Source organism: Pseudomonas meliae (genome assembly GCF_001400515.1).
GTDB classification, from domain to species: Bacteria; Pseudomonadota; Gammaproteobacteria; order Pseudomonadales; family Pseudomonadaceae; genus Aquipseudomonas; species Aquipseudomonas amygdali.
Map to the genome: position 1 here is coordinate 18,127 of NZ_LJQT01000477.1, position 13,708 is coordinate 31,834.

Genomic DNA, 13,708 nt, shown 5'->3' on the forward strand with positions numbered 1-13,708 from the left:
CAGGTCGAACAATATATTGGATGGAATGATTGGCGGGCTATATGATTTTTTCATTGCCTGCCCAATCGTGCTCCGAGGTTTCCCTTGAATCCTGCCGTCGCCCACCACAGACTTGAATGCCTCCGCTAAACCGTCTGGCGACACTTACATCGAGAAAAACACGCCGCTTTTCAAACGCACCGCATTGGCGCTTTTCGCTGGCGGGTTCTCGACATTCACCCTGCTGTATTGCGTCCAGCCGATGATGCCAACGCTGTCCGGCGAGTTCTCCCTTTCGGCAGCCCAGAGCAGCCTGATTCTGTCCGTCGCCACGGCGATGCTCGCCATCGGCCTACTGATCACTGGACCGATATCCGACCGGCTGGGGCGCAAATCGGTGATGGTCATGGCGCTATTCTGTGCATCGCTGTTCACCATCGCCAGCGCGCTGATGCCCAGCTGGGAAGGCGTACTTATCACACGGGCAATGGTGGGCCTGTCGCTGAGCGGTCTGGCGGCAGTGGCGATGACTTACCTGAGCGAGGAAATCCACCCCACGCATCTGGGCCTGGCAATGGGGCTGTATATCGGCGGCAGCGCGGTCGGCGGGATGAGCGGGCGGCTGATCGTCGGGGTCATGATCGATTACGTAAGCTGGCACGCGGCGATGCTGGTGGTCGGTGGGCTGGCCCTGATCGCAGCCGTGGTGTTCTGGAAGATCCTCCCGGAATCGCGCAACTTCCGCCCCCGCTCACTGCACCCTCGCAGCCTGCTGGACGGCTTTGTGGTGCAGTTCAAAGACGCCGGGTTGCCGCTGCTGTTTCTGGTCGGGTTTCTGCTGATGGGCGCATTCGTCACGCTGTTCAACTACATCGCCTACCGCTTTTTGAGCGCCCCCTACAACCTGAGCCAGGCCGTGGTCGGGGTGTTTTCCGTGGTGTATCTGTCGGGAATTTACAGCTCGGCAAAGATCGGCTCATTGGCCGACCGTCTTGGCCGCCGACGGGTGCTATGGGCCGTGATCGTGATGATGCTGGCTGGCCTGCTGCTGACCCTGTTCACACCGCTGCCACTGGTTATCACAGGCGTACTGATATTCACCTTCGGCTTTTTCGGTGCGCATTCGGTAGCCAGCAGTTGGGTGGGACGCAGAGCGACAACGGCCAGAGGTCAGGCTGCTTCGCTTTACCTGTTCTGCTATTACGCGGGCTCAAGCGTAGCCGGAACCGGTGGCGGAGTGTTCTGGCATTACGCGGGCTGGAACGGCATCGGGCTGTTTATCGGGGTGTTGCTGTTGATTGCCCTCGGGGTAGCGTTGCGGCTGGCGAGGTTGCAGCCGCTGGGGGCGAAGGTTTAGTCACAGATAGGGCGATGGCGGATAGAGTGAGCCAAGGTACACTGGCGCATCCGCCAGTTCTGGTAAAGGAAACCGACATGCGCCTCGACCACCTCCATCTGCAGAATTTTCGTTGTTACGAAGATGCTCATTTTGATTTCCAGCCGGGGTTCAATTTGGTGGTGGGGGTTAATGGCAGTGGGAAGACGTCGCTGTTGCTGGGTGTCGCGGGATGCTTCGGGAATTTACTTGGAAGCATTGGCGTCCATCAGCCATCGATAGCTGAGTCCGATGTTCGGTTCGCGTTAGTAAAGTTCGAAGACAGGATTCGTTTCGAACGCAGCTATCCTCTTGTATTGACTGCCCAAGGTGGCGCGTTTGAGCGTCAGGAATGGCACGTATCGCTGGAACGCAGCAGTCTTCAGACAAATTTCAGCGCGCTAAACAGTCTCGTATTTTCGGAAAATCTGATTAGCATCGATGTAAGTACCCACGGGGATTTGCCTGTATTCGCCGTCTATCAAGCCAATCGACGCTGGCTGACGATGAGTGTAACCGCTGAGCTTGCTGCACAGAGCAAACCATCAAGACTGGATGCATACACCTCTTGGTTCGATGCCGCCTCCAATTTGAAAAACTTCGAGACCTGGTTCATCGGCAAAACACTGGAGCGCTTTCAAAGACTATCCCGAGCAGGTTCTTCCAGCGTTTTCAACGACGAACTGACCTGGATAAACTCAGCCATCCAATGCGCACTACCCGACGCCAAGGGAATAGAGTACGACATGGAGCTACGTGCGTTGGTAGTCGATATGTATGATCGAAAAATCCCGTTCAACGACCTGAGCGACGGACAACGCGGAATGGTCGCACTCTTCGCCGATATCGCTCGCCGTATCTGCTTGCTCAACCCGCACATGGGGAAGGATGTTCTAAGCAAGACAAACGGCATCATCGTCATCGATGAGCTCGATATCCATCTTCACCCCGGCTGGCAACGCACCATTGCTCCAGCACTGAAAAAAGCATTTCCCAGCATCCAGTTCATCGCTGCCAGCCACTCGCCACAGGTCATCGGCAGCCTGCAACCGGGCGAGGTCATCCTGCTGAATAACCATGACGGCTCTCATCCAAGAGCAACCTATGGCCTGGACTCCAGCACTATTCTGGAAGAAGTCATGGGCGTACCGCAGCGCGAGCCTGAAATTGAAGCACTGCTCGACGAGCTATTCAGCACACTGGAAAACAACGAGCTTGAAAAAGCCAGACTGCAGCTTGATGCGTTAAAACAGAAAGCGCCCGATCTGCCCGAGTTCGCAGGTGCCGAAGCGTTGCTCAAACGTAAGGAGCTCATTGGACGATGAGACGCGTTATCAAGGGAACTGAGCCTGCGTCACTCGCCGAATGGAAAGCCAGCGCAAACGAAGACTGGACGCCCACCTATCCAACCCTGCAGAACCCGCAAAAACGCGACTTGCATAATTGCTTGCTGCAAGAGCAGAACTTCTCATGCTGCTATTGCGGCAGGGAAATAGAGCTTGATAGCAGCCACATCGAACATTTCAGACCGCAGGATCATTATCTGCCATTGGCACTGGAATACAGCAATCTTCATGCGTCTTGCCTGCGCGAGACCACACCAGGAAACCCGTTGCACTGCGGCCACTATAAAGGCAACTGGTTCGATGAGGACCTGCACATTTCCCCGACAGAGGACGATTGCGAACAGCGCTTCTGTTATCTGCTCACAGGGAAAATCCAAAGCACGTCCCACACAGATCTTCCCGCCACGACGATGATCGAAAAGCTCGCACTCGATATCGCGTATCTGACAAAAAGACGCCAAGAGGCAATCACGCGCGTGTTTGATGAGCAAATCTTAGCCAGCATCAGCGACACAGAGTTGACACTTTTGGTTCTGGGGATGCCAACAAACAGCTCGCCTTTAGCCACGTTGTCGCCCGCTATGCGGAGCAGTTTCTGGCGTCTTTAAACCCTCCTCCCGAAAAAAGCTCGGTCAAGAATACGTGACACGCGTCGTCCTGCGCACGTACGCGGAAAGAAAATTACTTTCATATATTTGTTTATATTTCATTTTCGTGTAATTTATTTTCATCACGAAAACAGAGATAAAAATAATGAATACCTGTGATCGCCTCGAAACCTGCTTCACTCCTTTTCCTGCGTCATCCCTGCCGAGTACTCCCGAGTCGCCTTCCGGCTGACGGCTTCAGAGGCGTCGGTATTGCGCCCTCGCCTACCCATTCTGCAAGGAACCGCCGCTATGTCGCCGTCACCCGGTATTTCGCTGTTGGTCTACGCCGCTGTCGCAATCATTGCCTTGATCGTTCTGATTGCGCGGTATCGCCTCAATCCGTTTATCGTCATTACGCTGGTGTCGGTCGGTCTGGCGCTGGTTGCCGGGATGCCGGCCAGTGGCGTGGTCGCCTCTTACGAAGCGGGAGTGGGCAAAACGCTGGGGCATATCGCGCTGGTCGTCGCGTTGGGCACCATGCTCGGCAAAATGATGGCCGAGTCCGGTGGTGCCGAGCAGGTGGCGCGCACTTTGATTGACCGCTTTGGCGAACGTAACGCGCACTGGGCCATGGTCTGCATTTCGTTTCTGGTGGGTTTGCCGCTGTTTTTCGAAGTGGGTTTCGTTCTGCTGGTGCCGATTGCCTTTACTGTCGCGCGGCGTGTCGGGGTGTCAATTCTGATGGTCGGCCTGCCGATGGTCGCCGGTCTGTCGGTGGTGCACGCGTTGGTGCCGCCACACCCTGCGGCAATGCTCGCCGTTCAGGCTTATCAGGCGTCGGTAGGGCAAACGCTGTTCTATGCCATTCTGATCGGCATCCCTACGGCCATTATCGCCGGTCCGGTGTATGCCAAATTCATCGTGCCGCGTATCCATCTACCGGCTGAAAACCCGTTGGCGAAACAGTTTCTCGACCGCGAACCAAGAGCAAAACTGCCCAGTTTCGGCCTGACCATGGCGACCATTCTGCTGCCGGTGGTGCTGATGTTGCTGGGTGGCTGGGCCAACCTGATCAGTACGCCGGGCAGTGCGTTCAATGGCTTTTTGCTGTTTATCGGCAACTCGGTGATCGCCCTGCTGCTGGCCACCCTGCTGAGTTTCTGGACGCTGGGCATCGCTCAGGGTTTCAATCGCGACTCGATCCTGAAATTCACCAATGAGTGCCTGGCACCGACCGCCAGCATCACGTTGCTGGTCGGTGCCGGTGGCGGTTTGAACCGTATTCTGGTCGACAGCGGCGTCACCAACCAGATCGTTGGTCTGGCGCAGGACTTTCATCTCTCGCCTTTGCTGATGGGCTGGCTGTTCGCGGCGCTGATGCGTGTTGCGACAGGCTCGGCAACGGTGGCTATGACCACCGCATCGGGGATCGTTGCACCAGTGGCGATGGGCCTGGGTTACCCGCACCCCGAGTTGCTGGTGCTGGCGACAGGCGCAGGCTCGGTGATCTTTTCCCACGTCAACGACGGCGGTTTCTGGCTTATCAAGGAATATTTCAACATGACTGTAACGCAAACCTTCAAGACCTGGACGGTACTGGAGACACTGATTTCCATCGTCGCTTTCGCCTTGACGCTGGGCCTGGCGCAGGTGCTCTGAGTGGACATTCTGTACCAGATACGTGCCCGTCAGGATTCACTCAGCGCGGGAGAAGGCCGGATCGCCAGGCTGGTGCTCAGCGATATCGCCTTTGCCGCAAGTGCCAGTCTGGACGAGCTGGCCAGCCTCGCCGGGGTCAGCAGCGCGACGCTGTCACGCTTCGCTCGCAGCATCGGTTGTCGGGACCTGCGCGACTTGCGCCTGCAACTGGCTCAGGCGAGCGGCGTGGGCAGCCGATTTCTCAACCCTGAACCGGCCCCGGAGCAGTCGGCCTTTTTCATCCGGATTGTCGGTGACATAGAAGCCACTCTGCATCAGCACCTGGCCGGGTTTGATGAGTCGCGCTTTGCCGCAGCCGTAGCGTGCCTTAGCGATGCACGCATGATTCATGCGTTCGGCATGGGCGGTTGCTCCAGCCTGTGCAGTGAGGAGCTGCAAACCCGATTGGTACGTTTGGGCTACCCGGTGGCGGCCTGCCGCGACCCGGTGATGATGCGCATGATTGCGGCCACGCTTGGCCCGCAACACAGCCTGATTGCCTGCTCGCTCAGCGGGCGCACGCCGGAGCTGCTCGACGCAGTAACCCTGGCGCGTAGCTATGGCGCGCGCGTGCTGGCCATTACCTTGCCTGACTCCCCTCTGGCGCAACTGGCCGAGGTGGTGTTGCCGTTGCAAATTGCTGAGACCAATTTCATTTATAAACCCACCGCCGCGCGCTACGGCATGCTGCTGACCATTGATGTGCTGGCCACTGAACTGGCGCTGCTGAGCCCTGAAGACAATCAGGAACGGCTGCGTCGGATCAAGCTTGCACTGGATGAATACCGTGGTGGCGAAGACGGCCTGCCGTTGGGAGACTGAAGCATGATTTACGACCTGATCATCCGCGATGCGCTGGTCATCGATGGCAGCGATACGCCCGGAGTGCGCGCCGATGTAGCGATTAGCGACGGGCGCATCCAGCGCATCGGCAACCTGATCGATGCCACTGCGCAGGAAGAGGTCAATGCTGCCGGTCGTGTGCTGGCCCCCGGCTTTATCGACGTCCACACCCATGACGACACGGTAGTGATTCGCAAGCCCGACATGCTGCCCAAGATCAGCCAGGGCGTAACCACGGTTATCGTCGGCAATTGCGGGATCAGCGCATCACCGGTCTCGCTGCGCGGCAATCCGCCAGACCCCATGAACCTGCTGGGCGACGCGGCAGCGTTTGTCTATCCGCGCTTCGCCGACTATCGCGCAGCCGTGGATAACGCCCGGCCCGCCGTGAACGTGGCCGCTTTGATTGGCCATACGGCGCTGCGCAGCAATCACATGGATGATTTGTTTCGCAGCGCCAGCCCGGAAGAGATTGACGCGATGCGTGAGCAGTTGCGCGACAGCCTCGAAGCCGGCGCGCTGGGTTTGTCGACCGGCCTTGCTTACGCTTCGGCCTTCTCGGCCGAGACCAGCGAAGTCAAGCAGCTGGCTGAAGAGCTCAGCGCTTTTGGCGCGATCTACACCACCCACTTGCGCAGCGAATTCGAGCCGGTGCTGGAGGCGATGGCGGAGGCCTTCGACATAGGCCGCCATGCGCGCTCGCCAGTGGTGATTTCCCACATGAAATGCGCTGGCGCGGGTAACTGGGGCCGCAGCCCGCAACTGCTGGCGGCCCTGGAAAAAGCTGCGCAGGACCATCCGGTCGGTTGCGATTGTTACCCTTATGCGGCCAGCTCTTCGACGCTGGACCTGAAACAGGTCACCGACGCATTCCGTATCACCATCACCTGGTCAACGCCGTACCCGGATCAGGGCGGCCGGGATCTAAAGGACATTGCCGCCGACTGGGGGTTGTCATTGCTGGACGCCGCACGCAAGTTGCAGCCTGCGGGCGCGGTGTATTACGGCATGGATGAGGGCGACGTCGAGCGCATCATGTCTCACCCGCTGTCGATGATCGGCTCCGATGGCCTTCCGGAAGATCCGTTTCCGCATCCGCGCTTATGGGGCGCATTCCCCAGAGTGCTCGGCCATTTCAGCCGCGACAAAGGATTGTTTGCGTTGCACACCGCCGTACACAAAATGACCGGGCTTTCGGCAACTCGCTTTGCCTTGCACGAGCGCGGCTTTATTCGCGAGGGCTATTGGGCGGATCTGGTGCTGTTCAACCCGCAAACCGTGCGCGATGTGGCGGATTTCAAAGACCCTCAGCGAGCGGCACAGGGCATTGATGGTGTCTGGATAAACGGCCGATTGAGCTATGCCGAAGGCAAGCCGCAGGGCGAGCGACAGGGTAGATTCCTGCCGCGCAGCGGTTCGCTGCTGGAGGGCTTTACGGATGGAAAAGCGCCGACGTAAGCGTCGGCGCTGAAAAGAGCCGATGCGCCCTGATGTATCGACGCATCGTCAGTCGGACAATTACTGGTGATACTGCGCCGACAACTCATGTACTGCGTTGATGAACGCACCAGCATTGGCCGGATCGACTTCAGGGGTGATGCCGTGGCCGAGGTTGAAGACGTGGCCGGTGCCGCTGCCGTAGCTGGCGAGGATGCGTGCAACTTCCTGGCGGATGGCTTCCGGGCGTGCGTAAAGCACGGTCGGGTCCATGTTGCCCTGCAGCGAAACCTTGCTGCCGACACGCTGACGTGCTTCGCCGATGTCGCAGGTCCAGTCCAGGCCCAGAGTATCGGCGCCGATGTCGGCGATGCTTTCCAGCCACAGCCCGCCGCCTTTGGTGAACACGATGACCGGCACCTTGCGCCCGTCGTGCTCGCGAATCAGGCCGTTGACGATCTTGCGCATGTAAGCCAGCGAGAATTCCTGATACGCCGCCGAAGACAGGCTACCGCCCCAGCTGTCGAAGATCTGCACCGCCTGGGCGCCCGCGAGAATCTGGCCATTCAGGTAGGACGTGACTGACTGCGCCAGCTTGTCGAGCAGCAGGTGCATGGCTTGCGGGTTGTCATAGAGCATGGCCTTGGATTTGCGGAAGTCCTTCGAGGAGCCGCCTTCGACCATATAGGTCGCCAGGGTCCAAGGGCTGCCGGCAAAGCCGATCAGCGGCACACGGCCGTTGAGTTCGCGACGGATGGTGCTGACCGCGTCCATCACATAGCCCAGGTCCTTCTGTGCATCCGGGATGGGCAGTGCTTCGATGTCAGCCAGCGTGCTGACGGTTTTCTTGAAGCGCGGGCCTTCGCCGGTCTCGAAGTACAGGCCCAGGCCCATTGCGTCGGGAATGGTCAGGATGTCGGAGAACAGAATCGCCGCATCCAGCGGGTAGCGATCCAGTGGCTGCAGCGTGACTTCACAGGCGAACTGCGGGTTCTTGCACAAGCTCATGAAGTCCCCGGCACTGGCGCGGCTGGCGCGGTATTCAGGCAGGTAACGGCCTGCCTGGCGCATCATCCATACCGGCGTGACGTCTACGGGTTGCTTGAGCAAAGCGCGAAGGAAACGGTCGTTCTTCAGGGCAGTCATGTCGGCATCCGCAATAAAAGTGCCGGCATTTTCTCAGAGCGCGACGCAAAAGGCACGGCAAGANNGAGCCGTGCCTTTTGTCTATCGTGCCGATTTGCTGTGCCAATACAGCTCCGCGCCCGGCGTAAGACTATGGCGGGCCTGCGCTATTTGTGGGGATCTATGACGTCAAACGCCTTGATAACGCCTTTTTCAGCCGGGGCAAGTATCAGGCGCCAGGCACCTCTGCCGGTACTCCTGCCAATACCGGGAAGGTCCAGCGAGAACTGGCTTTTACCATACTTGTGCAGACTGCCATTGCCATCCAGCACATATCTATCAACTGCTTTTTTGACAGCAGCTTCAAGGTCATCGTTAGGGAGGTCATTTTCCGCATGCCTGAAACGCCGACTTTCAAAAAAGCCATCGATGTCCACTTTGTATCTTTTTATCCGATTGCTATCCGAGGAATCGCCATCACTCCCCGAGCCGTTCGATGGTCTGCCTTTTAATCGTTTGTTGCCGCCGCGCAACCCTGCCGACGCATGTACCCAGACCCCTTGCCTATCAAGTTGAATCGGCAATTGATAATGCGCATCTGGCCGCCGGGGATCGATCACACTCCATGCTGCGAAATCGGCATCGTATCTGACGGCATAGGTCTTACCTTGTTGCACAGCATAAAAGCGGCTTGGCGCACCTTCCTGGGTCTTTTCATAAACGCCGTTGTCGAGCTGTTTCAATCCACCGGGTGTTTTTGCCACTGCTGTTTTCGGATCAAGGACAGAACGGCCGATTGATGTGGTCGACGATGTCTGAACCCTTCGTGCTCTGGGCAGCGTCAAACCATCAGCCAGCAGCAACGCCGCCTGGACAAAATACAAGGGGGCACCTTGCTCTTCACCGCCAGCTTTTGCGACGCCCTGCCAGATGGCATAAAAGCTGCGCAATGCTGCAATCGGCAGCCTTACCTTGAAAGGCGCGAAGGTGAACACGATGTCGCCAACGACTTTGGTGATTTCCCAGGCACTTTCCCAATAGGTTTCCCAGTTGGTTTTGGTCTGTTCATCGACAGCAGAAATCACCCCCCCGACTTCAGAGTCATAGACGGCCTCAAGAAAACTTCCAGTGCAGGGCTGCAGTTCCATGAACAGCGTTTCACGGCGGACGGTCAGAATATGCCTGACATCGTCCTGGGAGGCCAAAGGCGCCCTGCCCACCAGATAGTCCAGCAAATCCGGTTCAAGCAGTATCCGCTGCTGAAACTCCTGCGGATCGCTCATTTCCCGGAAGCATATTCCGTCAGGAGCCTGCGGGGTAAAAACCACAAAAGCGGCGACGCTGGAGCGCGACTCTGCGCCGATCACCAGTACACCGCTCAATGACACGTCATTGATGGATAACTGGCTGACCTGAATGCGATGCCCCTCCACCGTTGCACGGTCATCACTGTCAATTGGGTGATCAAGCACGGCAGCAACCCATTTGTAGCCCCTGCTCGCCAGCTCGGGAGGAAGTCCGCCATCGCCCAGAAAGTCACCCGCCATCTTCGCCTCTATCACATCGAGGCGCATTTGCGCGCGCATAACGTTCACGGTGCCATTGCCCTGCCGCCGACGTGGACAGTACTGTGCGGAGGTATCTTGAATAATCTTCGCCAATGTTCAGATCACGAATCAGGCCGAACAGATAACCGGCGTTGAGGAAACTGACCAGTTGCCCCTGATCGTCAAACGCGCGGCTGGTGAGCAGAAAGTTGATATTGGTGAGTGCAATGTTTTCCAGCGACAGATCTGTAAGGCTGCGCTTATGCGTTTCATAATGCGGCTCCAGTTCTGAAGGGCCGATATATTCGTAATCGGTATCAATAATAATGCCTGGATCAATCTCGATGCTGACGGTATGCACGCTGATATGGTCAGGATCCACTGCAATACCGTGGTCGAGCAAAATCCGTTCCTGCAGCTTTTGCCGCGCATATTTGCGCAATTGGTCGGGCTGTCCGTAGCCGGAAGGATCCAGCAGGTCAGGTGCCTGAGCTTCGAGCAAGGCTTGGCTGTAGTCCTGCACCGCCATTTTCCAGCTTTGTTTTTCGGCAGCCGTCGCGTTCGCGAACCAATCAGGCAGAAACCCGCTTTCGATTTCGGTTGGTTTGCCGGGGTCGAACCAGCCGCGATTTTCCTCGATCGCGTGCTGGGTCAGAACATCGCGAAAGCCCTGTACGTCCTGCTCGAATTGCATACCCAGCGATGACCGCTCGTCAGCCTTCAATTGCGAACTGATTGCCAGATAGAAGCTGTCGGCGCCCTGTTTGAATGAAGTTATCTCACCGTTGCCGGTGTCCTTTGCGCTGTAATTTCCGTAGTTGTCATGCAGCAGAATAATACGGTTATCGTCAGTATCTGCCGGGGCGTAATTGCTCGCGCCAGCGTCGAATATCAACACGTCCCGGCCCGATTCGGCCGCCAGTAATTTGCGGACAATACTGCGGGCCAGCTCATCCGTGTACTAATTGAAGCTTCGCGTTCGCGACAGCCCATCGATAGCCAGACTGTTGCTCCACTCATCCAGCGAAATGTTCATTGCCTCGCCAAAAGCGTCCGGCAGAACAAGATTATTCAGGAAATCGGCCTCTTCCTGTTCTGTCAGCGGCATCTGCTGCAACAGCTCTTCGAGACGTCCTGCCGGAACCTCGGGGCATAAGGCGCACAGCGCGCTAAGGGCCGGAGACAGCGGCGTCTGCTGACGAACCCACAGAGGCAGGAAAGGATTGCGCGCGCGGGTATCCAGTTGGCCCTTTGAGGTGCCTTCATCAGCTGCCACCAGCGCATCGAACAACAGCGGTCTCTGGTCTTTTGCCAGCCCCGCTATTTGCTCACGCAGGGTAACGATTCGTCCGGCATCACTGCTACTGCCCGGAAAGTTACCCCCCATTCCAACGCTGGAACCTGCCGGCAACTGACTGAACACCCAGCGCAGTAACGGCTCGTCATCGGCGACCTGAACATTGTCCGGGACGATGTAAGCGTCGACATTTTGCGTCAGGACAATACTGTCTTGAACGACGCTTTCATCACTGCCTTCCAGAAAGACCGCGAGTACTTCATCGTTTTCGTTGTGAATCCTGATGGACAGGTCTGCTGGCCAGTCTGGCAACTGAACCAGCAAGGAGAACAGCGCGTCTTCACCGTCTTCAGGAAAAAAATCCTTTTCTGTAAAGCGCTCGACGAACTGGTCGATTATCCGGTCCGCGCGTTCTCGGGTCCGGTGTTCGCGCACGGCAACCGTGCTGGGCGTGAACCTGTCCGGCCCGAGAGATTTCTGCTCATTGGATCGAGCAAGTTTGCCCATGGGTGCTGCTTTCAACATGGCTATTTCCTTATAGCGACATGGATGGCGGGAGTATCTAAGGCGATGAACTCCCCAAAAGGATCAGGAGCCTAAACCTTTTTAAGAGCAGGTACAGAGGGCGGAAAACAGCTGTAAACAATCGCTTGTCGCAGACGCCGGAACAGGCCTCGATCGGGACCTGGACAAGAGGGTTGAAACCTTGATGCGCCGCCTCTGGCGGGGCGACGCAACTTAATGAAAGGCGGTTGTAATTCCGGGACCGGATTATTTCAAAACGCCACAAAACCGTTTTTTCCGAGCCCCGTCCCCGCCATCCAGGCCTGGCCTGCACCAGACTGGGATAGGGAATCAATCAGCCTGGCTGATACCCGAATGAACCGAAGCTGCCGATGTTGCAAGCGCCTGTTCGAGTGCGTAGGCATAGCTCAGCAAAGCACCTTCATCCCAGGCAGTGGAAAGAAAATACAACCCTCTTGGCAGGCCATTCTCTTCGAGCCCGACAGGCACGGTTATTCCCGGATAACCGACGATAGCGCCAACCGCTTTGAAAGAAACCTCTGACCAGTCAATGAGCACGTCGAGCGAGTGTTGCTGCAAGAGCCCATCGATCAATTGTCGATGAGCAGCACGCAAGCTGGTTGCAATCGACAGGTAATCCTCCTGATCTACAGACACGCTGGAGGAGTCAATCAATAAATCCTGATCATAAGCTTGCGCCTCAGGAAACGCGGTGTTGAATGCAATGATCTCATCCAGAGTGCTGACACCCAGCCCGGTGCGTGTGCTCAAGTAAGCGTTAAGCTCGCGCTTGAAATCACGCAGCAGCACTAAAAACTCTGAAGTGCTATCAATCGACGGAACATCGACGGGAACCAGTATCGCCCCGGCAGCACTCAGACGACTCTTCACCTTTTGGAATTCAGGATCGTCGTCCATTGGCATGCCGTCATGGGTGTGGTTTGGATAGCCCAGGCGCTTGCCGCTCAAGGCGTCCGTTCTGAGGTGGTCGACATAGTTCACTACATCGGTGGAGGCTCGGGCGGTAGCTTCGTCTAGAGGGTCGTTGCCGCTCATCGCCGTCAGCAGGATCGCGGTATCCGTGACCGTTCGCGCCATTGGGCCGGGGGTGTCCTGACGACTGGAGAGCGGAATCATACCGGTACGACTAAGCAGACCCAGCGTAGGCCTAAGCCCTATGACGCCACTCGTGGCGGCAGGTTGAATGATCGAACCATTGGTCTCGGTGCCTATCGCCAAAGGTGAAAATCCAGCTGCAAGACCCACTGCCGAACCTGAGCTGGAGCCAAGCGGATCAGCGCTCAAGTCATAGGGATGACGCGTCTGTCCGCCTCGGCTGCTCCAGCCGCTAGGTACCTCGTACCCACGGAAATGCGCCCATTCGCTGAGATTGGCCTTGCCGATAATGATCGCGCCGGCATCGCGAAGCCGCTGCACCACAAAAGCATCGCGTGGAGCAGGCAATCCGACCATTGAGAGAGCGCCCGCAGTGGTCTGCATCTGATCGCCCGTATCAAGATTGTCTTTTACCAGTATGGGGATGCCATGCAGCGGCCCACGTTTCTCCCCGCGAGAACGCTCCCCGTCCATTTGCGCGGCTATCTGCAGAGCGTCGGGGTTGATTTCAATGACAGCGTTGAGCGCCGGGCCATTTTTGTTCAGCACTTCGATGCGCTGAAGCAAGTCTGTCACCAGCCCGACAGAGGTCAGGTTGCCTGCACTCATGCGTCGCTGAAGCTCGACACCGGATTCAAAGTAAACAGCCTTGTTTTCGATGATCGAACCGAAAACGGGTCCATCGAAGTTGGCGGGTGTCTGGCTGGCAAATGCAAAGAGCGCTATCGAGAGCGCGAGGCAGAAACCAAACTGATTTTTCATGATGTCCTTCCCTGGTTGCTAAAACGCTCGTCTTGATCGAGTTACACCAAGCTTAGGAAGGAGGTGGC

General features: G+C 57.3%; 7 protein-coding genes and 2 pseudogenes. 6 read left to right on the forward strand and 3 right to left on the reverse strand.

All coding sequences use genetic code 11. From position 1 onward, the window contains the following. The first annotated feature begins 88 nt into the window (after positions 1-88). From ALO64_RS22360 to ALO64_RS22385, 6 genes and pseudogenes are all read left to right on the forward strand, one after another. Positions 89-1,336: an MFS transporter gene (locus tag ALO64_RS22360; protein ID WP_044343304.1), complete on the forward strand. Its 1,248-nt coding sequence runs from the start codon at positions 89-91 to the stop codon at positions 1,334-1,336. A gap of 77 nt (positions 1,337-1,413) precedes the next feature. Continuing rightward, on the forward strand, positions 1,414-2,679 hold the full coding sequence (locus tag ALO64_RS22365) for an AAA family ATPase (RefSeq protein WP_044343305.1): 1,266 nt from the start codon (positions 1,414-1,416) through the stop codon (positions 2,677-2,679). Continuing rightward, a pseudogene (locus tag ALO64_RS22370) lies at positions 2,676-3,346 on the forward strand (retron system putative HNH endonuclease). Before ALO64_RS22365 ends, ALO64_RS22370 begins: the two are co-directional and overlap by 4 nt. 253 nt (positions 3,347-3,599) lie before the next feature. After that, positions 3,600-4,949, forward strand: a complete 1,350-nt coding sequence (locus tag ALO64_RS22375; protein WP_044343307.1) for a GntP family permease — start codon at positions 3,600-3,602, stop codon at positions 4,947-4,949. Further along, complete coding sequence (locus ALO64_RS22380) at positions 4,950-5,810, forward strand: MurR/RpiR family transcriptional regulator (protein WP_044343308.1); 861 nt, start codon at positions 4,950-4,952, stop codon at positions 5,808-5,810. A gap of 3 nt (positions 5,811-5,813) precedes the next feature. Continuing rightward, positions 5,814-7,289: an N-acyl-D-amino-acid deacylase family protein gene (locus ALO64_RS22385; protein ID WP_044343309.1), complete on the forward strand. Its 1,476-nt coding sequence runs from the start codon at positions 5,814-5,816 to the stop codon at positions 7,287-7,289. 60 nt (positions 7,290-7,349) lie between these two features. Here ALO64_RS22385 and hemE read toward each other — a convergent pair whose 3' ends face one another. The 3 genes and pseudogenes from hemE to ALO64_RS22400 form a co-directional block, all read right to left on the reverse strand. Further along, a complete protein-coding gene (gene hemE, locus ALO64_RS22390; protein WP_005731000.1) occupies positions 7,350-8,414 on the reverse strand; it encodes a uroporphyrinogen decarboxylase in 1,065 nt (354 codons plus the stop codon). A 146-nt stretch (positions 8,415-8,560) separates the two neighbouring features. Then, positions 8,561-11,762: pseudogene (locus ALO64_RS22395) on the reverse strand (dermonecrotic toxin domain-containing protein). A 330-nt stretch (positions 11,763-12,092) separates the two neighbouring features. Beyond that, the gene (locus ALO64_RS22400) at positions 12,093-13,640 is read right to left on the reverse strand and encodes an amidase family protein (RefSeq protein ID WP_044343310.1); all 1,548 of its coding nucleotides are present in this window, start codon (positions 13,638-13,640) and stop codon (positions 12,093-12,095) included. Positions 13,641-13,708: the final 68 nt, after the last annotated feature.

What these genes read in the sequence shown, in the direction of transcription:
- ALO64_RS22385 (WP_044343309.1), top strand. Translation starts at nt 5,814, where the DNA reads ATGATTTACGACCTGATCATCCGCGATGCGCTGGTCATCGATGGCAGC.
- ALO64_RS22365 (WP_044343305.1), top strand. Translation starts at nt 1,414, where the DNA reads ATGCGCCTCGACCACCTCCATCTGCAGAATTTTCGTTGTTACGAAGAT.
- ALO64_RS22375 (WP_044343307.1), top strand. Translation starts at nt 3,600, where the DNA reads ATGTCGCCGTCACCCGGTATTTCGCTGTTGGTCTACGCCGCTGTCGCA.
- ALO64_RS22400 (WP_044343310.1), bottom strand. Translation starts at nt 13,640, where the DNA reads ATGAAAAATCAGTTTGGTTTCTGCCTCGCGCTCTCGATAGCGCTCTTT.
- hemE (WP_005731000.1), bottom strand. Translation starts at nt 8,414, where the DNA reads ATGACTGCCCTGAAGAACGACCGTTTCCTTCGCGCTTTGCTCAAGCAA.